Genomic DNA, 23,344 nt, shown 5'->3' with positions numbered 1-23,344 from the left:
GTGGTTTTTGCGCTCTTGAAGCCGCCCAGGCTTGGGGTGTTGCACTTCAGATTTGAGGCCGCCCCCTTTCCCATGCGTTTGTGACGCAGCAAGATCAACCGTGTATGTTGCCCCAATATCAGCCACGGCTTATGCAGACTTTCCCTAATAGCTGGAGTCGGTGTGGCCCAATAAAGTCTTGCACGAGGATGCATGAGGGCAAGCCATGAATCCTCAACGACGTATGGGGTGGGTTGCCACAGGCGCGCCAAGTTGCGTGGCCCAGAGCGCTTCCTTGCGTCGAGTCCATGGAATCTTCGGCAAAGGCCAGGGCGAAGGCGGGACCACCACGGGCTCAATTCGCCGGTTTATCCCAGGGGCAGGGAAAACCTTTTTGAAACTTGTTCAAGGAGATTTATTTTGAAAAAACATCATCTTTATGGAATTATCAGTCTTCTCGTCGGGTTTGCCATCTTTTTAGGTGCGACTCTGAGTTGGTCTGGGGGATGGATGCACGGAATGACCCACAATCTTCCATTCCTGGCTCTTGGTTTTTCATTATTCATCGCGGCATTTGCATTTTTCACAGCCACTCCGAAAATGTCGCCCAAAACATCCAGCGCACAAAATTGAGATCACGGCAAAACCGTCTGCAAACCCAATGAGTCCATCATTGCGCGATGTCTTCAGGATGAGAGTTTGTTTTTCGTCTTCGTTTGCTGTGGCTGCCGTTTCCCTGCTCGCTCTGATGCAGGCATCTGCGGCAGGGGAACCGGCGACCCAAGTCCCCTCCAAGTCGGCGAGTACAGCGTCGGTCACGATTCATGTCAACGCGAGCGAAAAGGTCCTTGCGCGCGGCGCGGCTTTGTACAAACAGGTGTGTAGCGCCTGCCACGGCCCCGTGGCGTCGGATCGGCCATGGGTCGATTCGAAATTGACGTCTTTGCAACAGGCCATCCAATTTGCCCAGCACTCCGGCGCTCCCAAGCTTGGGGACGCATGGAGTTGGCAACCGCATCTCGCCAAGGGTATCGATGTTCTTGATGAGCACGCCATCCACGGCTACTCCGGCAGTGCGGGCGTGATGCCGCCACGCGGCGGATCCCATGCCAGCGACGCCGATGTGAAGGCTGCCGTGGACTTCATGCTTGCGTCGTTGGCTCCGCCACAAAATCGACCCTCCAAGAATCTGACGGGCAAGCCAGAGGACAGGTACAAGAACAATCGTGTCTCGAGGTGATGTGCGGCGACCACGCCGATTTACGATCCAACTGGAAGCCTCCGATCACCAGAGACTGATCAATCTCGCCTCGTCTCACAGCCTGACCGTCAGCGAGTACATCCGGCATGCCTCTCTAGGCTGCGAGATCGACACCTTGCCCCTGATTGAAGCCGTCAGCGAACTCAGACAGCAGGCAGACATGTTGAGAGGCCTACATGCCAACTCAGGGGGCTGTCACCATGATGTGTGGATGAGGTTTCTGGCGAGTCTGGACAGACTGCGCGATCTTGCGCGTGCGACCGCTGCGGCCACCGGACACCGAGAGACGGCGGGGTGGGTGGGCCGATCGACGGCCGAGAATATCGTCCCCGATTGATTCGACCACTGCCCCCGAAATCTTTGTCATGGATCACACCACACGCCATTTTCTCGAACAAGCCTTGCAGAGCCTGGAAACGCTGGATCTTCTGGCCGATGCCGAAGGGGACTTTCCCATTTTCTATGCCAATCCCACGGCGCAAAGCACATTCGAGCGCTTCGCCGACATGTTCAAACCCGCACTCGGTGGGATTGAACCGCGTCAGGTCATCGGCGCCCCTTTGTGGCCGATCTGCGGCAGGGGAGATGAGATGCGCATGGCCTTGCGGGACGTGGCCAGCGGAACTCGTGACGCTCTTCGCCAACAAGTGGAAATCGGGACTTTCCTGTTTTCCGTCGTGATTGCGGTCGTTCGCGACCCGCAGAGCCAAGTCTGCTGCCTGCATGCCAGTTTGCGCAATATCTCTGCCCGACGTGAAGCCGTGCAGCTCAACGAGCGACTCAAGGCAACCTTGGGAGCGCTCTCCCGTGCCGAGTCGGAAGTTGGTGAGTCGATGCAAGCGGTCGACCAAGCCATCCGCAAGGTGGATGCGGTGATGATGGACAACGAGCGCTCGGTCACCGAGCTGAACGACCAGATGAAGTCCATCGCTCTTTTGGTTCACGATATTCGCAAAATTTCCTATCAGACCAATCTGCTGGCATTGAACGCCGCTATCGAGGCAGCACGCGCCGGCGAGGCCGGACGCGGCTTTGCAGTGGTGGCTGATGAGGTTCGCAACCTCGCGCGCCAGGTGCAGGATGCCACCGTCCGCATTGAAACCAACACCGAAACCATGGCCGGGCAGGTACACCGCATCGGAAGCACCAGCAGCCAGTCCAGGAAGGAGCTGGCGACCGTTGATGTCATCGTGTCCAAGTTGCAGGGTCAGGTCCGAGACATGCAAAGGCTCGCCACGCAAATGCTGCTCAAGGCTGCGGAGGATGATCACAAAAACTTCGTTGTCAAGATTCTGGCCGAAGCCGATCGGAGCCCGCCCACCATGCCAACAGAGGACGTGTCCAATCATCACCAGTGTGCGTTTGGTCAATGGTATGACGCGCAAGGCAAGGCGACGTTCGGAGATCTCGCGGCCTTCCGCGCAATCGAGCCCATCCATGCCCAGCTCCATACCGTAGCGCGCCAGATCTTGCAATCGGCCCAAAGCAATCACCGCGCCGAGGTGATCCGATTGTCGACCACGCTGTTGGACGCTCAAGCAGACGTTCTGGAAAAGCTCCATATCCTGGGCAGCGACATCGGTCGTCAAACGACGACCCATTCCAAGCAGATTGCTGGTGAACATGCCTGAGGAATGACCCGCTCAGCAATGAGCCCAATGAAGCTCAAGACTGGATCAGTCGGATCCTTGAGTGGGTCCTCGACCTCCATCGACTGCCTCAAAACCCACCTGTTCAACCAACAGCCGTGTCAGTTCCTTGCTCGCGGCATCCTGCCCCTCCCCCATGTACGCGTGCATGCCAGAACGCCAGTTTGCTGTCCTGCAGATCCCGCGACGATGAAATGGCTCAGAGGGGCTGTTAGCGAGGTCGATGGTGCAATGACCTCCCGTGATAGGCCAACGCGTCGAGGAATGTGTGCACCCAAGTTCGACGTCTTCGCTCTCTGATTTTGCCTATGAACCCAGACGAATCAAGGGGCTCAATTCCAGTTTAGGAATCTGGTAGTGAGCGGCACTCATCAGGTCGATGCCGCAAGCCAGTTCGTCCAGCCAGTCCAGCAACTGGACGATCGCGGCTCCCTTCATCGGCGCGCCGTGCTGCGGCACGATCATGCCGATGTCGAGTTCGCGCACCATACGCACCCACAGCTTCAGAATCTTGTTGCTCACCATATAGCGGCGGTGGAAGGCTTCCATGCCCGGCGGCATGGGGTTCAGACTTTCCAGGAAGTGCGAAGCTTGCTCCCCGCTGACGAGCGATACGCCCAGGTCGCCCGAGAACAGGATCTTGCTCACCGGATCGTAGAACTGGAAATTGCCTTCGGCATGCATGAAATGCGCTGGCAGCAGCCAGAGTTCGGTACGACCGAAGCGCAGCCTTCCGCCCTCGTCGGGAACGGCGATGACGCGGTCGTCCGTCTTGCCGAGCTTGCAGAAATGCGGCGCGAAGCGCGCCCACAGCCTGGAGATGACCAGCTTGGCCTGGGTCGAGGTCATCCAGCGGTCCAGCGAGGCGATGATGTCGGGGTCGGCGTGCGAGGCCAGGATGTAGTCGAGCTTGTGCGGCGCGATGGTCTTGCGCATGGCCAGGCTCAGCTCGTTGTACGTCATGTTGCCGCCGGGGTCGAGAATGACGCCCTCACCATGGTCGACGATCAGGAACTGGTTGGCCTGCACCGCCTCGGCCTCTTCGGGCACGAGGTCGGTGAACATCACGCAGGCGTGGTTCGGATCTTTGTAGAGTTCGATGGACATGGATCACCGCGAGTGGAGAACGGGAGGCTGCGCGTCCTTCATCATTGGAATGGCAAGGCGGGCGAATGGGTGCATTTCATTTTCGGCTTGCAACACGGCCGCTGGAAGCATGCCGGGTACGGAGCCAGCGCATCAGGCCATGCGCCCATCGGGCCCACCGGTGACGCCCTCCCGAATGGTCGGGATCAACGGCTTCCGGGTGGTCGGGCGACCAAGTGCTGCGCCGAAGAGCGCGATCCAATGTTTCGTCGATATCGCTGCGCTTCTTCCTGCACATCACACGCCCCCCGGTGTTTCGACGTTCCAAGCTGCCGGGCCATCATCGCTCGGCTGGTTTCTCGGCCCAATCGACAATCGGGTCGATCCCGTAGCTTGGCGAGACGGATCGAGTCGAAGAATGCTCAGGGCCGATCGCATCGGAAACCGGTCAAACATCTTTCACGACGCTTCAGGACAAGATCGAGGGCCATTTGCGTCACTCATGTCGTGATCCAGGCGCTGCGCCCTGCTCGATATTTTGCGCATTGGCACGGTGACCTGTCGATGCATTCCGCGCGTCGATCCCCCAGCGTTGCAGTGCCGTGTCATCGCTTTCGCGGGCATCGACCCAAGCCGGGCCCAGCGTTGTGGTTTCCTTTTTCCAGAACGGGGCTTGCGTTTTGACATAGTCCATCAAGAATTCCCCGGCGCAAAATGCCGCAGCGCGATGCACGCTGGCCACCAGCACGAGGACGATCGGGTTCCCAGGCAACAAACGGCCGACGCGATGGATCACGGTGACGCCGAGCAAGGACCAGCGGCTTTGCGCCTCGGCCACCATCGCCGCGATGGATTGCTCGGTCATTCCCGGATAGTGCTCGAGTTCCATCGCCTGCACGTCGGCCGACGCTGCACCCTGTTCCGGATGACTGTCGCGGCACACGCCCTCGAAGCAGACCACCGCGCCGATGTCGCGTCGGGTCTCGCGCAATGCGCGCAGCTCAGCGCCGGCATCGAAGACTTCAGACTGGATGCGAAGGGTGTTCACGGCCTCACCCCCCGGTGACCGGCGGGAAAAATGCCACTTCGCATCCGGCCTGCAGCTCGGTCTGAGTATCCCCCATCGTCTGGTTGCAGGCCATGCGCAAGGGCCGCGCGGAATCCAGCGCCTCTGCGTGGCGCTCACTGCGTGTCATCAGCCAGGCGCGCATCTCACCCAGGGTGCGAATCTGCTCCGGCAGTTCATGGTCTTCCCGGCCCGTGCCGAGGCACTCGCGCACATGGGCAAAGTATCGAACCGTGATGTTCATGGGAACCTCCAGGATAAGGAAATCAAGGCAGATGCCGGTTCTGCACGGGTGCATGATCCATGCCGACAAATTGACCGCCGGACCGGCGGTGAGGAACGGTGGGCAGGGATGATGCCTGCGTGGCCGGAGTAGAGCCCGCTTCAGCTTGCGGCCTCTTGGCGCCAGACGCAATACCCGCGCGGCGCTGCCGGGCCGAAAGCGGCTTTCGGACCTGCACATAGGCATCCAGCGCATCGCGTTCGATGGCGTAGCGGCCGTGCCCCAGCCGCACAAGCCAACCGCGCTGCCTGAGTTGAGACAAGGCTCTGCTGGCCGACTCCATCGCCACGCCGAGCAGGGCAGCCAGATCGTCCAGCTTGGGCAGCAACAGCGTCTCGCTCCACGGCGGATCCGTCAGCGCCAAGATCAATTGCGCCATCCGGGGCGCAACGGGGCGCTGCCCCCCGTAGAGGCAGGACCAGTCGTCCGCCTGCTGCAGGGCGCGATGCCAACGCTCCATCATGTCCAGACCCCCATCGCACCGCCCTGCGTCCTTGTCCTGGAGCCGTGTGATGGGGATGCGGCAGACCCGCACGGTTTTGACGGACGAAGCCCGATGCAGAAAGGGCTGGGTGACCAGACTCTCCAGTCCGATCACGTCCCCGCGTTTGGCGACCCGGGAGATCCGGCGCTGGCCGTCGGGTTCGATGCAAGCCAGCGTGACGAGATCGGTGCGGATCACGTAAACATGGTCGCCGCGCTTCCCAGGCTCGTAGAGCACTTGCCGTGGGCCGTATTGCACGTCGTCAATATTCTCGGCAACAGCGTTCAGCTCCTCCAGGGGCCAATGCTTGAAGATGCACTGTGCGCGTATCGCGCATTGGTGGCATTGGGCGCAACCCTTGCGTACGCCCTCACTCTCGTGCTGTCGGCTCATCACGTTCGCGCTCCGGGTTGGCTTGCGACAAAGCGGCGATGCCTTGGCACAGCCTGCAGCGCATGGGAACGCGTCTTCCCGCAACATGGCGCACCCCGAGCAAGATCCTGCAGCGTGATCGCTTGTAAAAACTCCAGGCTGCAGCGATTCAAGGCCGTCTCGAGTGCCCGCAAGGCGGTGGCCTCCAGGCTGGCCCGGTTCCGCGCTCCGATCAGCCGGCCATGGGCGGCCCCACCAGGCCCTTGTTGGCTCGCCAGGACGATATCCGCCGCGGTGATCCAACGTGGCGCGCGTGCCAGCCCATAACAATCATCAGGGGCGGACTTGCAGCGCAGCAGTCCTGCGTCCATCAAGCGCTCGAACAAGGTTTTCAGGGTGGACGGGGCCATCTGCAGCGCCGCTCCGAGATCCCGCACGCTGGTGGACCCACTGCGCGCCCTGGCCAGAGCCAACATCACCTCGAGTGCAAGCTGTTCCTGGTGGGTCGGTTTCATCCGTCGCCTCCGCATGTTTGCCCCAGGACACGCTCGACGCGCGATCTTGTCCGCGGGAAACCCTCTTGTCTCGCCCACAGCCAAACGGACACCGATTCCACGAGACGCTGGCCGCGACGCGTTTGCAAGATTCGCATCACACCAGCCCTTCGAACGGCAGGAAATCGACCATCTTCCCGGCGTCGATGCCACCCTGGTCGTGGGGCAGCACCAGCAGGCCGTGTGCCGCGCTCATCGAGCGTAGGATGCCAGAGCCCTGATCGCCAGTGGTGCGTGCTCCCCAGCCGCCGTCCGCTTGGGCCTCGAGCACGGCGCGTTGGTATTCGGTGCGGCCCGGGCGCTTGCGGATCGCGTGCAGTGCGCGCACCGGCAGCAGTGGCTGCGGCTTGGGGCTAGCGCCCATCATGCGCAGCAGCGCCTCGCGCACGAAGGCGTAAAAGGTCACCATGACCGCCACCGGGTTGCCCGGCAGGCCGAACAGCACCGCTGTGTGCACCCCGCTGGCGATGCGGCCGAAAGCCATTGGACGTCCCGGGCGCATCGCGATGCGCCAGAAGGCTACGTCGCCGAGTTTGGCCATGACGGCGCGCAAATGGTCGGCTTCGCCTACCGACACACCGCCGGAGGTGATGACGGCGTCGGCGTTTTCGCAAACCTGGCGCAGCGCGGCTTCGAGCAGCGCGGGATCGTCGCGCACCACGCCGAGGTCGAGCACGTCGCAGCCCAGGCGCGTGAGCATGGCCCAGAGGGTGTAGCGATTGCTGTCGTACACGCTGCCTTGCGCGGGTGGCTCGCCCAGGCTGCGCAGTTCATCCCCAGTGGACATGAAGGCCACGCGCAGCTTGCGCCACACCATTACTTCAGGTAAGCCGAGCGATGCAACCAGCCCGATATCGGCCGGGCGCAGCAGCTTGCCCACAGCCAGTGCGGGTTGACCGGCGCGCAGGTCTTCACCACGCTGGCGGGCGTTGTCGCCTGGCTTGAGCACGCCTGCAGGGATGTGCACGACGTCGCCTTCCAAGCGCACGAATTCCTGCGGCACGACGGTGTCGCAGCCTTCGGGCATGACGGCGCCGGTCATGATGCGCACGCAGGCGCCGCTCGGCACGGCGCCGGTGTAGGCATGGCCGGCCAAACCTTTGCCGACAACTGTGGGCGCCGCCGCGCCGCCGGCCGCCAGATCGGCGCCGCGCAGCGCGTAGCCGTCCATGCCGGCGTTGTCGTGCGAGGGCACGTCGAACGGAGCGATGACGTCTGCGGCGAGCACGCGCCCGAGCGCGGCGCGAATATCGACGCGCTCGGCGGTGCGCACGGAGCGTACAAAACAGGCGATGATGTCCTGCACCTGATCGACGCGCAGGGCGTCGGGGTCGTAGCTGCCGACGCAACAGACGACGGCGGCGAGATCAGGAAACGTCAGGCTTGCGGACATGCGCTCACCCTCCGATGGCAAACATCTCGGGCTTGCGCACGGCCTGCAGCAAGCCTGCGCTATCAAACCCGCGCAACTCGGAATAGCGGTCGTCACGCCGGCTCCAGACCTGGGCGAGGGCGGCCTGCAAGTCGGCGTCGCTCGCCTGTTGTATGCCTTGTTGCGGGTCGCCGCGCAGCAGGGCGCGCAGGTCGTGGCCGTGGCTGGCGAAGAGGCAAAGGTAGAGCTTGCCTTCCATCGACAAGCGGGCGCGGTTGCAGTCGTGGCAAAAGGCCTGGGTGACGCTGGAGATGGCGCCAATTTCAAGGCTGCCGTCGTCCAGCAGCCAGCGCTCGGCGGTTGCGCCCAGCACGGTGGGGTCGAGCGCGTGCAGCGGGTGGCGCTGGGCAATGCGCGCCAGCAACTCGGCCGAGGGCAGCACCTGATCCATGCGCCAGCCGTTGGTGTTGCCCACGTCCATGAATTCGATGAAGCGCAGCACGACGCCGCTGCCGCGGAAATGCTCGATCATGGGCAGAATCTGGTCGTCGTTCACACCGCGCTGCACCACCATGTTCACCTTCACCGGATGCAGTCCGGCGGCCTGCGCCGCGGCGATGCCTTCCAGCACGGTTTGCACCGGAAAGTCCATATCGTTCATGCGGCGGAAGACGGCGTCGTCAATGGCGTCCAGGCTCACGGTCACGCGGTGCAAACCGGCCCGCGCCAGTGCTTCGGCCTTGCGCGCGAGGATGGAGGCGTTGGTGGTCATGGTCAGTTCCACCGGCTCGCCGTCCGGCGTGCGGATGGCGGCGAGCATGGCCACCAGGTCCTCCACGCCCTTGCGCAGCAGCGGCTCACCGCCGGTGATGCGCAGCTTGCGCACGCCCAAGCCGACGAACACGCGCGCCAGGCGCTCGATTTCCTCGAAGCGCAGCAGATCGGCGTGGCGCAGGAATTCGTAATGCGCGTCGAACACCTCTTTGGGCATGCAATAGGTGCAGCGGAAATTGCAGCGATCGGTGATGGAGATGCGCAGATCGTGCAGCGGCCGGCCCAGCTTGTCGGCCAGCAGGGCACCGGGCGCGAGGGAGTGCGCGGGAACGGTCGGCACGCTGGAGGCGTAGCGGTGATCGACGATGGGAATGGTTCGCTCGGACATACAGGGGCTGAGGGCGGGATGGATGCAGCGCGTGCGGCATCTCAGTTGACGATGCAGACTGCTGCGCACAAGGCGTCGGCCAGTGTGCTGCTCAGGCGGTACGTGACCTGTCGCCCGCTACGCTCGCGGCGCACGATGCCGGCCTGTCTGAGCAGGCGCAGATGGCCCGAGATATTGGGTTGGGAACTGTCAATGCAGTCAACCAGTCCATGCACGGTCTGGTCGCCGTGGCGCAACTGGCAGACGATCTGCAACCGCGTCGGGCAAGCGAGGGCTGCGAAGAGTTCGGCGGCCTCCTGGAACACCGCCTCCAGTGCGTCACCTTCTTGGGCCTGGTCGGTCGTCGCGAGGGTGTTGGCAAAAATCTGCGGGGCGTGCGTCACTCGAGCAATCCATGCTGGTAGTGCGGGGCGAAACCCTCATGCCAGGCTTCGCCGAGCTCGGAACTGAAGTAGTCCACAAGGCGATAGCTCATCGGTGTGGGCTCGTCCATGAGTGCCCGATAGACGGCAACGCCGTCCTCGGGATGCAAATCACGGTGCGCGCGCGCTGCGGTTTCGACATAGCCTTGGGAGCCGATGGCCAGCACCATGCTGCGCTGGTCGGGCTCACCGCGGTGAAAACTCTGGGCGAAATACACGACTTGGTGGGTGGTTTTTCGGGGTGATGTCTGCATCGAAATCTCCGTGCGTCGACTGAAAGTTTCACAACGTCTCGACGAAATCGACAGGCGACGGGCGCACCCGGCTGGTCTTGGCTTTGGCCACCGTGCCGACAGCGATGAAGCAAACCGCTTGTTCGTTGTCGGCAAGCCTGAACAAGTCGCGCAAGGCTCTCGACTCCATCGCCTGCCCGCTGACCAGCCCGGCGCCGAAGCCCTGGGCGTGCGCCAGCAGCAGCATGTTTTGCAGTGCACAGCCGAGCGAGACCAGGCGCTCGCGCGGCGGGATCTCGGGGCTGGCATCGTCGTGCGGGCGGGCGATGGCCAGCGCCAGGAAGGGCGCGCGCGCAGCCTTGGCCCGTGCCTCGGAGCGTTGCTGCGCGGTGGCGTCGGGGTCGCGTTCGAGCAGGGCTTGCACGAACGCCTCGCCGAGCCGCTGGCGCCCGGCGTCCGAGACATGCACGAAGCGCCAGGGCAGGATCAAACCGTGGTCGGGCGCCTGTGCAGCGGCGGTGAAGAGTTCGCGAACCTGCCCGGCATCTGGGCCGGGTTCGCCCAGCCGCTTGGGTGAGGTCTGCTGGCGTTTGCGCACGAGCTCGCAAATGAGTTCGGCGTAGTCGATCGGTTCCGCGAGAGTCATGGCGTTGGACATAGGAAAGTCAAAATATGCCGAGGGCAGCTCGATCGAGTTGGTACCCGGTTCGGCCGGCATCGGCACCTGGCCCCAGGTGCCGACGTGGCCGTGCAGCACCGCATTGACCAGCATCTGCTCGGCACCGGGTTTGCCCGCGTATTTCTCGGCCACGGCCTCGTACGCGGGGCCGACGACCTTGTGATCGGCGGCATGACAGGTCAGGCAGTTCTTCCGCCGGGCCAGGGTCAGCATGGCCGAAGCGCTGGTGCCGCCCACAGGCGCGTGGGCGGTGGCCGGTGTCTTGGCCTGGGCGTTCGGTGTCGGCGCTGCCGCGGAGAGCGAGGCGGCGTTCCACTTTTCGGCCATTCGAGGGCCGGATGCGACCACGAGTTGTGCCACTGGTGCAATGCGCCGAGCGATGGCGCGGGTGGACATCGGCGACGAATCCGGGTTTGGTCCCACTGTGTTGGACAGGTAGGAAGCGATCAGAAGCAGGACGATCACGGGCAGCGCGAAGCTCGCCGGGATGATCAGGAGCAGCTTGCGCAGGGTCGCCCCGAACGGCAGTTCGTGCGTGGGTGTGGGTTTGGAGCGCGAGGCTGGTGGGGTATGCATGGCGGTGAGGTCTGATCAAGTGCTGTTGCACGCGCCCTCAATGGCCTGGGCAAACGATCTTGCACAGATCGGCCACGAAGGTGTTGCGGATGCGGTACGTCACCGACTGACCGCTCCTCGACCGATCCACAATGCCGATCTGGTGCAGTTGGCGCAAATGCAGGGACGTGTTGGGCTGGCTGCTGCCGATCCGGTTGGCAATCTGCTGCACGTTCATGTCCTGCTCGCGCAGGTGGCAAACGATGCTCAATCGCATCGGGGATGACAGGGCGGCGAACAATTCGGCAGCGGCCTCGAAGACCGCAGTGACGTCATCCTCCCGCGTGCCGAGAGGCCTGCGCAAGATTTGTCCGCGCAAACCCGTGTTGCTGCCCATGTCGCGGGCAAAAGGAAGTTGGTAGCGCATGCTTGGCGGTGTGGAAAGACGGGAACTCCCTGAGAGATTGTGGGCGGTTACGCCAGCCGATGCCTCTTTCAATGAGGCCTCGGCTGCTCCGCCTTCTGGCCTACGGGCTTACTTCAGACTCAAAATCCACTCGACCAACTGCTTGGCCTGCGCCGGGGTGACATCGGTGTTGGCCGGCATCGGCACCTGACCCCAGGTGCCGACATGGCCATGCAACACGGCATTGACCAGCATTTGCTCGGCACCGGGCTTGCCAGCGTATTTCTCGGCCACGGCCTTGTAGGCGGGGCCAACGATCTTGGCGTCCAGCGCATGGCAGCCCAGGCAGTTCTTCTGCTTGGCCAAAGCCAACATGTCAGGGGCGGCCCAGGCTTGGGCTGCGAACAAGGCCAGGGATGTGCACAAAAGAAGTTTGTTCATCGTGTTCCTCAGTTTTGATGGCTTGACATGGAATGCACTGACTCCCGCATTCAAAAAATGGGCTCCAGGGTAGGAGCCCAAGGAACTGCCGCCCGAGGAGGAGGACAGCGGTTCCCCCAGGCCATCTCGGCCTGGGAGAATGGGGGCGATTCAAACCCCGTACATGCGGCTCTTGGTCGAGACCGTACGTTTCCAGTCGGGCATCGGGCCGACCCGACGAATGTCGGCCCAGGTTCCCTTGTGGTACTCGAGGAAATGCACATCCGTTGCGGTGGTCACCACGGAACCCACGACCCCTTTGGGCGCGCCGAAAACGACGAAGGACTGGTTGAGCTTGATGGTCGGCTCCGGGTAGGCCATTGCCATCGTGGTGCCGTAGTCGTTGTAGATTTCAACCACATCGGTCGGCTTGACGCCGAGGGTCGCCATATCCGCAGGATTCATCTGGATCACCGCCATCGGGTAACGGTCCATGATGAAGGGGTCGTATTGGTTGTTGTACCAAGACTGCCAGACTTCGTTGAACCGGCCGTTGTTGATCCAGAATTTGTACTTGGCCTTGACCTCGGCTGCCTGTTTGAGCCAACCATCCCACTTCGCTGGAAAGACCTGGATCTTGCCATTGGGCGTGTCGAACTTGTCGTCGGGATAAAGCGTCGGCGAACCCAGCAGCTTGTCTCCATCAACCTGCTTGATCGGCATCTGCACGCCGTTGTTGCCAGCTTTGCGCAGCAGTGCGTACGTGGCCATGTAGCCCGTGGCGTAACCTTCACTGTCGATTTTGGGTGCGCCCGGTCGACCGACCTGGCGGAATCCATCGTTGAAGGCATCTTCCGGGGTTGTCCACTCGAAACCTTCGAAGCGCTTGGCCATCTTGGCATTGCCTTCGGCCTCGTACATCACGCGAATGGTGTTGGCGATTCGCGCTGCGGTCAGACAGTCGGGCAAGGCTTCGCCTGGGGGATCGATGAACTTCTCGGACATGCGCAGGCGGCGCTCACCGTTCATCGAGGTGTGGTTCATTTCTCCCGGCAGAGCGCCCGGAAACATCACATGGGCCGCCTCGGCAATCATGGTGGGATAGATATCCATCATTCCAACAAACAACCCGCCCTTTTGCGTTGCCTTGTAGATCACGTCCACCATCTCCTTGGGCGTGGCGCCACGTGCCTGGCCCATGGCCTGTTTGACGATCTGACTGCGGCGAATGACGGCTTCGCGCAGAGCCTGGGCATTGTTGGTGGTCTGGAAGGTGTTGCACGCCCAGAACGTCATCATCTTGCCCTTGCCATTGATGAGGTAGGTATCAACCTCGATCAACTTGTCATGGCGCGGAATGGGAAAGTCGGCGGCCGGATAGCGGGACTTGGGTTCCGGATATGGGGGCCGTGTGTAACCTTCCTGGTGACCGCCCATGCGCACCCAGCCTGTCCCACGTCGGCTGCCCACATTGTGCGTGGCCACGACAACGGCACCAATGGCTTGTTCGGTGACGTAGTTGTTGTTGCCCCAGATGATGCCTTTCTCGAAGGCATGCATGGTGCGTGGCTGCTTACCCGGAGCCTTGGGTTTGTAGCTCCACTCCGCAGCCTGCTTGATCTGCGCCACCGAAACGCCGGTGATGCGACTGCACTCGTCCAACGACATGGCGTTGGCCTTGACAGCCGCCTCGAAACCTTCCGTGTGGTTGGCAATGAAGTCCTTGTTGATCCAGCCTTGATCGACGATGTAGGTCAACAAGCCATTGAACAGGGCGCCATCGCTCCCGGGATTGATCGCCAAGTGCAGAACCTGATCCTTGGCCAGATCCTCACAAATCGAAATCGACGGATTGCGGCGCGGATCGACGAAGATGAATTTGCCAGGACCGACCGGTTCGCCGGGGAACATTTTCTTCTTCTTGTCCACGGTGCCGCCCTGCAGATTGGGCAGCCAGTGCACGAGGAAGTAATTCGTCTGGTTTTCATAAGGATTGTTGCCGATGGACCAGATGACGTCAGCCAATTCGGCATCCTCGTAGCTGTTATTCAACTCGAAAATGCCCATGTCACGGTTGCCGAAGCATTCGGAGTTGTACGCCGGACGGTTGTGGATGCGCACCGTCGGGGTCTGGATACCGGTGAAGATCAGCTTGCCGGTGCCCCACGTGTTCTCGAAACCTCCGCCGGCGCCCCCATGGTCAAACATGGCCACAGCGATCTCATCCGGACCATCTTCGTCCAGAATTTTTTTGACCATGCCACCATAAACTTGGGAGGCGTAGTCCCAGGAAGTGTCCATCCACTGGTCACCATAGTAGACACGGGGATGAAGCAGACGCTCTTTGGTGAGGCCATCGGCGTTGTAGAAGTAGGAAGCCATTTTGCCCCCCCGGGTTGAGCTCAGCCCCTGGTTGACGACGCAGGCCTTGTCCGGCACGATCATGACGGCTTTACGCTTGCCATTCTTGTCGGTCAGCACATTGGTCATCGCCGGGGTCATGATGGTGGCGAAGGGTGGAAGTTGCTTGCGAAAATCGAGCCCCAGCGCGTTCTGGTTGGGCGCACGTCCGCCCTCGCGGTCAGCATCCCAGGTGTAGGCGTGGTAGCCACAGCCCACGATGCAGAAATGGCAGGTCAAATTGGTTTTTTGCGCATCTGCCGGCGGCAGCGCGACACGATCCTTGAATTGCGACATGGTGTTCGTCTCCTGACGGTGATGGGCTTACAGCACGTTGGCCTGGCGGCCGTAGATCAGGCCGGTGACGGCCACGGCGCGAACACTGTCGGAGGCCGGGTCGTACTCGAGTTGGATTTGCGGCAGATCTTCGGTCGCCTGGCCGCAGATCATCTGACCCGACTTCTCGGGATCGAACATGCTGTAGTGACAGGGGCACTTGAAACGCTGCGTGGCCGGGTCGTACATCAAGGGGCAGCCCATGTGGGTGCAAAGGTTGCTGTACGCCACGATGTCACCGTCGGGGCCAACGCCGCCTGCGACACGCTGCCCCATCTTGATGGCCACGCAAGGCGAGTCGCCATCCGGATAGCTGAACGACACGGGTGTGTTGGCCTGCATGCTTTGGGCCTTGCCGACGGAGATCTTGGGATACGGCAGTACTGCGGCGCCGGCGGCGGCCTGGATAGCGGCTTGGTTATTCCCCGCCGCCACGGCGGAGCCGACCGGGCTGACGGCCGCTCCGACCCCTGCTACGCTCGTGCCGGCAACTTTCAGGAAAATCCGGCGTGATACTTTTTCAGTCATGATGCCTCCTCGGGTGAGTTAAAGCTCGTTAAAGCTCGCTAACAGTTGAAGAGTCGCTTTTTACATCCGAACAAGAGCCATAGATATAGTGAAAACACGCATCCCATCAGTGGCAAGTTTATCACGGACCGCCGAGTACTCCATTTACGTTACGTTATCGTAACGTTGGATTTTGTCGCGTTACGATAACGTAACATTCGAACGTCAAAATCTCGCGCAAAGAACGACCTGTTCGTTTCCTCGATTCGAGTCAATGATATTCGGCAATACCCTAATCGCTGGAACCGAGCGGAGCTTTCCCGATCCATGTTGGTGGTAGGTCGCGTGGCTTTCACGTGAGCGCCTATCGAACTCATCGCAAACAGGGAAAGCGACATCAACATGGATCCACAACGACGCTTCTGGCTGCTCGCCACGGGCGCGACCGGCTGCATCGGCTGTGCGGCCACGGCAGTCCCGTTCATCGAATCGATGGACCCTTCGGCAGCGGCTCGGGCAGAAGGTGGCCCGATCAAAGTCGATTTCACCGGCCTAGAGCCCGGGCAGCGCAAAACAGTTTTGTGGCGCGGCCAGCCGATCGGAATCCTTCATCGCACGCCTGCGATGCTGGCTTCCTTGAATGTCACACAGTCCAGGGTCGTCGACCCTCTTTCCCAGAGCACGCAATACCCGACGCCAGAATGGGCGCGCAACCAGTGGCGCTCCACCAAACCAGAATATTTCATCTGGACCGATATCTGTACACACCTTGGATGTTCGCCCACAGATCGACTCAATCCGGGACCACAGCCAGGCTTGCCATCAGATTGGGTTGGGGGTTTTCTGTGCCCGTGTCATGGCTCGACTTATGATCTGGCAGCCAGAGTTTTCAAGAATATGCCAGCACCAGGCAATATGGCTATTCCTGATTATCATTTTGTGCGGCCCACTGAAATCATCCTTGGCGTTCCGCCGCATGGTTCGTAGGACCGTGCCGGTGCTGCGGATGATCAAGCACGCGGGTGATCAAGCCATCATCGAGGGCGCCCCTTTTCTTGGGCATCGGTAGCCAATTGACCGGAGATCAGCGCAATCGCCTCGCCTCAACTTGCTGTCCCAGGCTCACCTTCTCTTGGTTCGAGTCCCGGATTTGTCCGCCAGATTTTGGGATGGTCGATCTTCTGGAGGCGCCAGCGACGCAAGCATGAAGCCCAGCCGGGCTTAATTTGTCAAATTGCTTCTAACAGGACTTCCAGGTGGCCAAGCGCAGGTACGGTTTCGATGAGGACAAAATCGCTCGATTCCTGAAGGAAGGGCGTGGGCAAGGGCGTGGAAAGGATTACCGACCTTGGCTCAACGTCCAAGATGTGTCTTCACGGGGTCGATCTTCTCGGATTCACAGCCGCAAGACGGGTCGCGAACATCATCTGCTGTCGGATATGGAGACAGCGTTGTTCCTGTTGCTTGACTGGTCAGATGCGGTCACCGACATTCGTGAGCAGTTTCCACTGGATCGGGACGAGACACGACGCATTGCTGCCGACATGGGAGTTCGGCACCCAATCGATACACAAAGTCGCACCGACATCGTGATGACAACCGACTTCATGATTAACCTGGGGGCAGGTAACACGAGTGCGCTCGTCGCTCGGTCCGTCAAACCAGCGTCTGAGCTCGATGAGGACCGTACGCTTGAGAAGCAAGAAATCGAACGCCGCTATTGGCAAATCAAAGGGGTCGACTGGGGCTTGGTGACCGATCTCGATCTGCCTGCCCAACGTATCAAGAATCTTCGTTGGTTGCATGAGATGCAGTCATTGCAACTGATGACGGCACCGCAACCCAGCTACTGGGATGAGCGATGCGGGAACTTCTTGGCCTGTTTGCCTCAGGCGACCGGCATGTCCATCAAGCAATTCTTCCGGCTTCTGGAAAGCACGCAAGGCTTCGCCATCGGCGAAGCGCTGACCGTCTTACGGCATCTTGCTGCCAACAAACGAATCACCATCGATCTCAATGCCAAGTTCGACATGCAAATGCAAGTGGATTCGCTTGAAGTCGTAGTTCCAAATACTGCGGCGCAACAAACCAGGAAGAGTGCCTGATGCTGTTGCGAAATGATCTGCTCGAATACGGCGAGCCGCATGCTCGCACGATACGTTTGTTGTGGTTACATCCGACACAGCCTGTCGGGTTCGTGATCGACACCAAAGCGCACGATGCCACGCCGGAACTGGTGCAGTTGCAGGCCCTGCAATCCGATTTGCAAGCAGGTTGTTCAAGGTTGCTGACTGCTGACCCCTATCTGGCCATTGTGGAGGAAGCATCCCTGCCTGAGCAGCGCAAAATCAAGCGAGACCGTGCGTGGCAAATCGTTGCCGATTTGATTTGTGACGAGCCCGAGATCTATTACCCCGGGCACCGAGCACAAAAAGTCGCCGGGTGCGTCGCCGCCGGACTGGCAACGCGAGCCACCATCTACCTTTATCTACGGCGCTATTGGCAGCGCGGTCAGACGCCAAATGCATTGCTTCCCGACTACGCAAACTCAGGTGGCAAGGGAAAGGCGCGTTCAGCCAGCAGCTCGGACATCAAGCGCGGCCGTCCCCGCAAGCTCGGTGAGTTACCGAGTCTCAATGTCGACGATGGCATCCGCAAGATCTTCCGCGTCGCCGTGGCACGCTACTACACCACACAGACCAAGTTCACGCTGCGTGGTGCGTACGACCAGATGATCAAGGATTTCTTCTGCGAGCGCACGATTGATCCTGGCACTGGCCGCGTTACCCATGCCCCAAATGGCGCCGCCTCGGCCAGCGGTTTCCCAAGCTTTGGCCAGTTCAATTACTGGCTGGAGCAGGATCACGACCGACTGGACATCAAGCGTGAGCGGTTGCGACCACGAATCTATGACAAGAACCTACGCGGGCTCATTGGCACATCGACAGCGGAGGTCTGGGGTCCGGGTGCGCGTTATCAGATCGACGCGACAATCGCCGACGTGTATCTGGTTTCGCGCATCGACAGAAGCAAGATCATTGGCCGTCCAGTGCTCTACGTCGTGATCGATGTATTCAGTCGAATGATTGTCGGCATCTATGTCGGTCTTGAGGGCCCGTCATGGGTTGGAGCCATGATGGCCCTGGCCAATACGGCCTGCGACAAGCAGTCCTTCTGCAAGCGAAGCGGCCACGAGATTGATTCGGAGACCTGGCCCTGCCACCACCTGCCAGCCACGCTGCTGGGTGACCGGGGTGAAATCGAAGGCCGCATGATCGAGACGTTAATCAACAACTTCAATGTCACGGTTGAAAGTGCTGCGGCATACCGTGCGGACTGGAAAGGCATTGTTGAGCAACGATTTCGCCTGATCCCTGCCAAGTTCAAGCCGTATGTGCCTGGCTATATCGATGTGGATTACCGCGCCCGTGGTGGCAAAGACTATCGGCTTGATGCCGTACTTGATCTGGATCAGTTCACCCGGATCGTGATCGCGTGTGTTTTGTACTACAACAATCACCATGAACTGAAGAGATACGACAAGGATCGTGACCTCGCAGCCGACAACATTGCAGCGGTGCCCATTGATCTATGGAACTGGGGCATTGCGAACCGTAGTGGCAGCCTACGCCAATATCCGGAGGAGCTGGTTCGTTTCAGCCTGCTGCCGGTCGAAGAGGCCACAGTCACGCTCAACGGCATCCGCCTGCGAGGCATCTTCTACACATGCCAGAAAGCTCTGGAGGAACGGTGGTTCGACAAGGCGCGACAGCGTGGCAACTGGAAGGTGAAAATCTCCTGCGATCCACGCAACCTCGATGAAATCTACCTGCACGATCCCGAGGTGCCGATGCAATTCCAAGTCTGCCAACTAACCGAGCGCAGCCGGGCACATCAACAAATATCAGTATGGGAACTCGGGCAACTGCAAGAGGCAGAGAAGCAGATTTCGGCGAAACGACAACCACGCCAGCAACTGGCCGCGGCCGACTTGGCTGCCAGCATCGAAGGGATCGTGTCCGATGCCGTGAAGTTGAAGGGTGAACCCAGCACCGAGAGTGCGGCCAAACGCACCAAGAACATCCGCGCCAACCGCGCCGTTGAGAAGTTGGTCAATCGAAGCGCCGAGACTTTCCGCTTTCAGGCTGAACCATCGAGTCAGAACGCCAGCAAGAGTGCTGACATCATTCAGTTTCCAAACGCTGTGCCTGATGATTACAGCGAGCCGGACATCACCGAAATTCTGGGTAGCACTCAACGCCATGATGACAAGCCCTGAAACGCCGACATCTTCGTTGCCCGAGTACGAAGGCAATCCCTTTATCGCACGTCTGCCGCCATTGGGGTCGCAGCGGGAGTTGCTTGACGCCCTCGCGGCCAGGCCAGAATTTCATGCGCAGGAGAGAGGCTACGCAGCCAGTCTGCGCAAGCACTGCATCATGCGGTTGGGGCGGTACTTCGAGCCATTGGAACGCCAGATCCAGTTGGCCGATCGCTTCGGCATGCTGCTACGCCAAGGCTATGTTGGTCGCAACCCACTCACCCACGACTACATCCGGCATTTGCAAAGCGGTGCCGAGCGGATCGAGGCGAAGTCACTGACCATCCCGACTCGTCAGCCGGTGGAGAACACTGCCACCAGCTTCGCGCTGGTCGGCTGCTCCGGCATCGGCAAGTCCAAGGCTATCGAGAAAGTCCTGCACCAGTACCCGCAATGCTTCCAGCACACAGCCCCCTTTAGTCTGGTGCAAATCACATGGCTGAAACTGGACTGCCCACACCAGGGGTCTCCCAAGCAGCTCTGTATCAACTTCTTCTCGGCGGTCGATCGATTAGTTGGTACCAACTACTTCAACTGGTACGGCAGCCGTCGTGCCAGCGTGGACGAGATGATGGTGCATATGGCGCACGTCGCCAACCTCCACGCCTTGGGCGTGCTGGTCATCGACGAAATTCAACATCTGAACAAGACCAAGATCGGTCCCGATGCATTGCTGAATTTTCTTGTCACGCTCGTAAACACCATCGGCGTTCCGGTGATCTTGATTGGCACGCTCAGTGCGATCCCGCTGTTACAGGAGAACTTCCGTCAGGCCCGGCGTGCCAGTGGACTGGGCTCACTGGTCTGGGATCGCATGCCCAAGGGCAAGGCTTGGGACTACTTCATTGACCAGCTCTGGCAGTATCAATGGACATGTGAGCCGACGGAGATAAACCCTGAGATCCGTGAGGCTCTCTATGACGAGAGCCAGGGCATCATGGACATCGTCGTCAAGCTTTTCATGCTGGCGCAGTTGCGTGTGATCGGCATTGGTGAGGTTCGGCGCGGGCCAGAAAGATTGACTGTCGAATTACTTCGCAAGGTCGCCCGAGAAGACTTCCAGGTGGTTCGACCGATGCTGGATGCGCTTCGCTCGAATGACAAAAAAGCATTACTGAAATACGACGACTTACTGCCCCTGCACGCTCATGTGGATCAAGTGTTGGCTTCGGCGCTCAAGACACAGTTGCCTGACGTGGTGCTATCGCCTGCTGTCGTAGAGCCCGCGAGCGTACTAATGCAAGATGACGGCATTGACACGACTCGTGCGGCCCTGAGATCACTCGGCGTCGCCGACGATGTGGTGGACGTGTTGATCAATGAAGCGAGCGGCCTGAATCCATCAGCCGATCCGCTTTTGCTGATGGCAGCGATCACGGAGCGGTTGGCGAAGCGCCTGGTGCAGGTGCGCAAGCCCCAGGCGCGCAAGCCACCAAAGGCCTCGGCAACGCCCGCACAGGACTTGCGTCACATCGTGACGCTTGGCAAGCAGGCCGGTCAGTCCGGCTATGAAGCGCTGCTGGCCGCTGGTTTTGTGAAACCGCCATTGCTTGATCTTGCGGCGTGACGGTGGCGTAGATGCTCACGTATTTTCCGACGGTCTATCCTGGTGAACTCCTGTACAGCGTGCTTGCTCGCTACCACCGTCATGTCGGTGCGCCAAGTCCAATGCATACCCTAGATGCGTTGTTTGGCAACCGAAAAGTCATCGCCACTTTTGACTTGCCAGGGCATCTTCAGGCGTTGGCCGATCGAATTCCACCAGATCGGGCGTTGAACGTGGATCGCGTCATCGACACGCTCACGCTCTATCCCTACCTCACGGCATTCGAACCGCCCGCACTGCAAGAGAAAGTTCGCCGAGCAATGGGGCAAGGTGCCATTGATGGACTACATGTTCGCCTCGGACTATCTGCCTTTCGTATTGGGCGGGTCCAGCAACTGCGCTTCTGTCCGACATGCGCATGGGAGATGAAGGCGCTTTATGGAGAGCTTTGGTGGCGCCGTGATCACCAACTACCCGGCGTCCTCGTCTGCCCAGAACACGGGTGCCCTCTACAAGGAAGCACAGTCCGCCTAGCGAAAGTTAGCCGACACGAGTTCGTTGCGGCAACACCAGATAACTGCCCATCACATGCTCGATCAGTCGCCCCCTTGATGGAGCCTGTAAGTTTGGCGCACCTGCAACGTGTAGCTCGGAGAAGCGCCGATTTATTGTGTAGCCCACCAGACGGGCGCACCTTGTGGCAGTGGACCGGATTTTATCGCAGTCACATGCTTGAAATCGGGTTGTCCAAGTCGGATGTGACGATGAACCAGCATCGCTTTGACAGGGATTTCCGCAATTTCTTTGGCGGCGCTTTGGATCTGCTGCCCGCAGTGATGGACGACGGCGCTTTCGCAGGCGATTGGCTGGCATCAATGGTGCGCAAACATCGCAAAGCCCATCATCCTTTACATCACATTCTGGTTCAGGATTTCCTGGCACAAAGGGAGCGGCTCGATTCTGCATTCGGTGCCGGACCGTGGCCCTGTATCAACCCATTGGCAAACCACCGCTCATCGGCACCGATCAAAAGTTTCACCCAGCATTGGAACCACGGTAACAGGGTTGGTGTGTTCTCCTGTGGTTGTGGCTATGTCTACACCCGCTGCCTTCAATCGAAGACAGGCGCACTTGGGGCACCACGTTTTCTCCAATACGGGCCACTTCTGGAACCTGCATTGCGTCAACTCGTGATCGCTGGGAAAGGGCTGCGCGAGGTCGGTCGATTTCTACAACTCGATCCGAAAACTGTGGTGCGTTTGGCGGGTGAGTTGGGCATTGCAATCCCATGGAAGCCGTTGCCACGCATTGGAAAGGTGTTGGTATCGTCGGAATCAGTTGCCGACTCCGCAGCATCTTTAGCTCAAGCCAGCCCAGCAGTGCCGGTGACTCGCAACGTGGCAAGCCGGACTCGTCGTGTGTGGCCGGAGATTGATCGTGATTGGGTTACGGAGCTCAATGCATGGGTCGACATTGTTGGTAAAGAGAGTCCGCCTGTGCGCATCACTGTTGCCGAACTCGAACGTCGGGCCAACCGGCGCGACTGGCTACTCAAGCGTCGGCATCACTTGCCGTTGACGATGGAGTTCTTGGATCAAGCCGTGGAAACCGTAGAGCAATTCCAGCTTCGCCGCATTCACTGGGCCATCGCCGAATTGGAGTTGTGTGGTGCTCCCGTCAAAGCGTGGCAAATCATGCGAAAAGCCGGTCTACGCTCCCTGAAGGCCAGGTCAAACTGCTCCACCTATGGCCACCCAAACTGCTCCTGGCAGGACGGATGGATGGATTATGCGTCGGTCGGGGTGCTGAGGGCGATGCGAGCGGCGGCCTCTTTGAGCCTGTAGCTCTTGCCCTCGAACTCCAGCATGGCGGCGCGGTGCATGAGTCGGTCGAGGATGGTGGTGGCCATGGTGGCGTCGCCGAGGTATTTGCCCCAGTCCTGCACGACGCGGTTGGAGGTCACGACGATGGAGCGGCGATGCTTGTAGCGCTGGTGCACGACGGTCTGCAGCAGTTCGGCGGCGGCGTCGCCGATGCGGCGGGCCAGGAACAGGTCGTCGAGGACAAGCAGGTCGGGTTCGACGTAGGCGCGCAGCAGCGCCGCCTGCTCAGGCGGGCTGGCCAGCGCGAAGCGGGCGAACTCGGTGTCGGCCTCGACGTAGCGCACATCAAAGCCTTGCAGCGTGGCCTGGTAGGCGACGGCCTTGGCCACATGGCTCTTGCCGGTGCCGGGCGAAGCAGTCACATACTG

General features: G+C 60.4%; 23 protein-coding genes and 2 pseudogenes. 10 read left to right on the top strand and 15 right to left on the bottom strand.

Annotated features, from left to right (window positions below; all coding sequences use genetic code 11):
- Positions 1–399 precede the first annotated feature (399 nt).
- The 5 genes and pseudogenes from THIX_RS22965 to THIX_RS24815 all read left to right on the top strand — a co-directional run bounded on the left by THIX_RS22965 (position 400) and on the right by THIX_RS24815 (position 2,871).
- Positions 400–612 (top strand): hypothetical protein, encoded by a 213-nt coding sequence (locus THIX_RS22965; protein ID WP_146748501.1) that lies wholly within the window; start codon positions 400–402, stop codon positions 610–612.
- 28 nt (positions 613–640) lie between these two features.
- Positions 641–1,219 carry a cytochrome c5 family protein gene (locus tag THIX_RS10405; protein ID WP_081857908.1) on the top strand — a complete coding sequence of 193 codons (579 nt, stop codon included), beginning with the start codon at positions 641–643 and terminating at the stop codon, positions 1,217–1,219.
- Complete coding sequence (locus tag THIX_RS24825) at positions 1,206–1,577, top strand: hypothetical protein (protein WP_371412895.1); 372 nt, start codon at positions 1,206–1,208, stop codon at positions 1,575–1,577. Before THIX_RS10405 ends, THIX_RS24825 begins: the two co-directional genes overlap by 14 nt.
- Before the next feature lie 28 nt (positions 1,578–1,605).
- Positions 1,606–2,385 (top strand): annotated as a pseudogene (locus THIX_RS24820) (methyl-accepting chemotaxis protein); the annotation flags it as partial.
- A 75-nt stretch (positions 2,386–2,460) separates the two neighbouring features.
- Positions 2,461–2,871, top strand: a complete 411-nt coding sequence (locus THIX_RS24815; RefSeq protein ID WP_371412997.1) for a CZB domain-containing protein — start codon at positions 2,461–2,463, stop codon at positions 2,869–2,871.
- Between the two features lie 324 nt (positions 2,872–3,195).
- Here THIX_RS24815 and THIX_RS10390 read toward each other — a convergent pair whose 3' ends face one another.
- From THIX_RS10390 to THIX_RS10320, 14 genes are all read right to left on the bottom strand, one after another.
- Positions 3,196–3,996: an MBL fold metallo-hydrolase gene (locus THIX_RS10390; protein WP_112486182.1), complete on the bottom strand. Its 801-nt coding sequence runs from the start codon at positions 3,994–3,996 to the stop codon at positions 3,196–3,198.
- Between the two features lie 475 nt (positions 3,997–4,471).
- Positions 4,472–5,023 (bottom strand): molybdenum cofactor biosynthesis protein MoaE, encoded by a 552-nt coding sequence (locus THIX_RS10385; RefSeq protein ID WP_112486181.1) that lies wholly within the window; start codon positions 5,021–5,023, stop codon positions 4,472–4,474.
- A 4-nt stretch (positions 5,024–5,027) separates the two neighbouring features.
- Complete coding sequence (gene moaD / locus THIX_RS10380; protein ID WP_031406945.1) at positions 5,028–5,285, bottom strand: molybdopterin converting factor subunit 1; 258 nt, start codon at positions 5,283–5,285, stop codon at positions 5,028–5,030.
- A gap of 22 nt (positions 5,286–5,307) precedes the next feature.
- A complete protein-coding gene (locus THIX_RS10375) occupies positions 5,308–6,201 on the bottom strand; it encodes a Crp/Fnr family transcriptional regulator (RefSeq protein WP_158540850.1) in 894 nt (297 codons plus the stop codon).
- Positions 6,201–6,695, bottom strand: coding sequence for an Rrf2 family transcriptional regulator (locus tag THIX_RS10370; RefSeq protein WP_199195269.1), 495 nt, complete (start codon positions 6,693–6,695; stop codon positions 6,201–6,203). The genes THIX_RS10375 and THIX_RS10370 overlap by 1 nt, the downstream gene beginning before the upstream one ends.
- A gap of 136 nt (positions 6,696–6,831) precedes the next feature.
- Entirely contained in the window at positions 6,832–8,127 is a 1,296-nt protein-coding gene (gene glp / locus THIX_RS10365; protein ID WP_031406939.1) for a gephyrin-like molybdotransferase Glp, read from the bottom strand.
- A gap of 4 nt (positions 8,128–8,131) precedes the next feature.
- Complete coding sequence (moaA, locus tag THIX_RS10360) at positions 8,132–9,268, bottom strand: GTP 3',8-cyclase MoaA (RefSeq protein ID WP_112486178.1); 1,137 nt, start codon at positions 9,266–9,268, stop codon at positions 8,132–8,134.
- Positions 9,269–9,309: 41 nt separating this feature from the next.
- Positions 9,310–9,651: a helix-turn-helix transcriptional regulator gene (locus tag THIX_RS10355; protein WP_031406935.1), complete on the bottom strand. Its 342-nt coding sequence runs from the start codon at positions 9,649–9,651 to the stop codon at positions 9,310–9,312.
- Complete coding sequence (locus tag THIX_RS10350; RefSeq protein ID WP_051849131.1) at positions 9,648–9,944, bottom strand: hypothetical protein; 297 nt, start codon at positions 9,942–9,944, stop codon at positions 9,648–9,650. The genes THIX_RS10355 and THIX_RS10350 overlap by 4 nt, the downstream gene beginning before the upstream one ends.
- Positions 9,945–9,972: 28 nt before the next feature.
- Positions 9,973–11,178, bottom strand: coding sequence for a nitroreductase family protein (locus tag THIX_RS24185; protein WP_233224508.1), 1,206 nt, complete (start codon positions 11,176–11,178; stop codon positions 9,973–9,975).
- 37 nt (positions 11,179–11,215) lie between these two features.
- Positions 11,216–11,584 (bottom strand): metalloregulator ArsR/SmtB family transcription factor, encoded by a 369-nt coding sequence (locus THIX_RS10335; RefSeq protein WP_233224507.1) that lies wholly within the window; start codon positions 11,582–11,584, stop codon positions 11,216–11,218.
- A 108-nt stretch (positions 11,585–11,692) separates the two neighbouring features.
- Positions 11,693–12,004, bottom strand: a complete 312-nt coding sequence (locus THIX_RS10330) for a c-type cytochrome (RefSeq protein WP_112486176.1) — start codon at positions 12,002–12,004, stop codon at positions 11,693–11,695.
- Positions 12,005–12,154: 150 nt separating this feature from the next.
- Entirely contained in the window at positions 12,155–14,680 is a 2,526-nt protein-coding gene (locus THIX_RS10325; protein WP_112486175.1) for an arsenate reductase (azurin) large subunit, read from the bottom strand.
- A gap of 27 nt (positions 14,681–14,707) precedes the next feature.
- Positions 14,708–15,247: an arsenate reductase (azurin) small subunit gene (locus THIX_RS10320; RefSeq protein ID WP_112486174.1), complete on the bottom strand. Its 540-nt coding sequence runs from the start codon at positions 15,245–15,247 to the stop codon at positions 14,708–14,710.
- Positions 15,248–15,628: 381 nt separating this feature from the next.
- Between THIX_RS10320 and petA the strand changes: the two genes are divergently transcribed.
- The 5 genes from petA (at position 15,629) to THIX_RS10295 (ending at position 22,937) form a co-directional block, all read left to right on the top strand.
- Positions 15,629–16,213, top strand: a complete 585-nt coding sequence (gene petA, locus THIX_RS10315) for a ubiquinol-cytochrome c reductase iron-sulfur subunit (RefSeq protein ID WP_031406920.1) — start codon at positions 15,629–15,631, stop codon at positions 16,211–16,213.
- A gap of 269 nt (positions 16,214–16,482) precedes the next feature.
- Complete coding sequence (locus THIX_RS10310; protein WP_112486173.1) at positions 16,483–17,331, top strand: TnsA endonuclease N-terminal domain-containing protein; 849 nt, start codon at positions 16,483–16,485, stop codon at positions 17,329–17,331.
- Positions 17,331–19,505: a Mu transposase C-terminal domain-containing protein gene (locus THIX_RS10305; RefSeq protein ID WP_112486172.1), complete on the top strand. Its 2,175-nt coding sequence runs from the start codon at positions 17,331–17,333 to the stop codon at positions 19,503–19,505. Before THIX_RS10310 ends, THIX_RS10305 begins: the two co-directional genes overlap by 1 nt.
- Positions 19,489–21,114 carry an ATP-binding protein gene (locus THIX_RS10300; protein ID WP_199195268.1) on the top strand — a complete coding sequence of 542 codons (1,626 nt, stop codon included), beginning with the start codon at positions 19,489–19,491 and terminating at the stop codon, positions 21,112–21,114. Before THIX_RS10305 ends, THIX_RS10300 begins: the two co-directional genes overlap by 17 nt.
- Positions 21,115–21,125: 11 nt before the next feature.
- Positions 21,126–22,937: a TnsD family Tn7-like transposition protein gene (locus tag THIX_RS10295; protein ID WP_112486170.1), complete on the top strand. Its 1,812-nt coding sequence runs from the start codon at positions 21,126–21,128 to the stop codon at positions 22,935–22,937.
- Here the strand turns inward: THIX_RS10295 and THIX_RS10290 are convergent.
- Positions 22,880–23,338, bottom strand: a pseudogene (locus THIX_RS10290) (ATP-binding protein); the annotation flags it as partial. The gene THIX_RS10295 and the pseudogene THIX_RS10290 overlap by 58 nt on opposite strands.
- Positions 23,339–23,344 lie beyond the last annotated feature (6 nt).

Origin of the sequence: Thiomonas sp. X19, assembly GCF_900089495.1 — a bacterium.
Lineage (GTDB): Bacteria > Pseudomonadota > Gammaproteobacteria > Burkholderiales > Burkholderiaceae_C > Thiomonas_A.
Note: the sequence above shows the minus strand (reverse complement) of the source record. Positions and strands in the feature narration are given on the sequence as shown.

Bases quoted from the DNA above. Each gene is read 5' to 3' on its own strand.
- THIX_RS10295 (WP_112486170.1), top strand. From the start codon at position 21,126: ATGCTCACGTATTTTCCGACGGTCTATCCTGGTGAACTCCTGTACAGC.
- THIX_RS10330 (WP_112486176.1), bottom strand. From the start codon at position 12,004: ATGAACAAACTTCTTTTGTGCACATCCCTGGCCTTGTTCGCAGCCCAA.
- THIX_RS10370 (WP_199195269.1), bottom strand. From the start codon at position 6,695: ATGAAACCGACCCACCAGGAACAGCTTGCACTCGAGGTGATGTTGGCT.
- THIX_RS10300 (WP_199195268.1), top strand. From the start codon at position 19,489: ATGATGACAAGCCCTGAAACGCCGACATCTTCGTTGCCCGAGTACGAA.
- THIX_RS10325 (WP_112486175.1), bottom strand. From the start codon at position 14,680: ATGTCGCAATTCAAGGATCGTGTCGCGCTGCCGCCGGCAGATGCGCAA.
- moaD (WP_031406945.1), bottom strand. From the start codon at position 5,285: ATGAACATCACGGTTCGATACTTTGCCCATGTGCGCGAGTGCCTCGGC.
- glp (WP_031406939.1), bottom strand. From the start codon at position 8,127: ATGTCCGCAAGCCTGACGTTTCCTGATCTCGCCGCCGTCGTCTGTTGC.
- THIX_RS10405 (WP_081857908.1), top strand. From the start codon at position 641: ATGAGTCCATCATTGCGCGATGTCTTCAGGATGAGAGTTTGTTTTTCG.
- petA (WP_031406920.1), top strand. From the start codon at position 15,629: ATGGATCCACAACGACGCTTCTGGCTGCTCGCCACGGGCGCGACCGGC.
- THIX_RS24815 (WP_371412997.1), top strand. From the start codon at position 2,461: ATGCAAAGGCTCGCCACGCAAATGCTGCTCAAGGCTGCGGAGGATGAT.
- THIX_RS10350 (WP_051849131.1), bottom strand. From the start codon at position 9,944: ATGCAGACATCACCCCGAAAAACCACCCACCAAGTCGTGTATTTCGCC.
- THIX_RS10390 (WP_112486182.1), bottom strand. From the start codon at position 3,996: ATGTCCATCGAACTCTACAAAGATCCGAACCACGCCTGCGTGATGTTC.
- THIX_RS10305 (WP_112486172.1), top strand. From the start codon at position 17,331: ATGCTGTTGCGAAATGATCTGCTCGAATACGGCGAGCCGCATGCTCGC.
- THIX_RS10375 (WP_158540850.1), bottom strand. From the start codon at position 6,201: ATGAGCCGACAGCACGAGAGTGAGGGCGTACGCAAGGGTTGCGCCCAA.
- THIX_RS10320 (WP_112486174.1), bottom strand. From the start codon at position 15,247: ATGACTGAAAAAGTATCACGCCGGATTTTCCTGAAAGTTGCCGGCACG.
- moaA (WP_112486178.1), bottom strand. From the start codon at position 9,268: ATGTCCGAGCGAACCATTCCCATCGTCGATCACCGCTACGCCTCCAGC.
- THIX_RS10335 (WP_233224507.1), bottom strand. From the start codon at position 11,584: ATGCGCTACCAACTTCCTTTTGCCCGCGACATGGGCAGCAACACGGGT.
- THIX_RS24185 (WP_233224508.1), bottom strand. From the start codon at position 11,178: ATGCATACCCCACCAGCCTCGCGCTCCAAACCCACACCCACGCACGAA.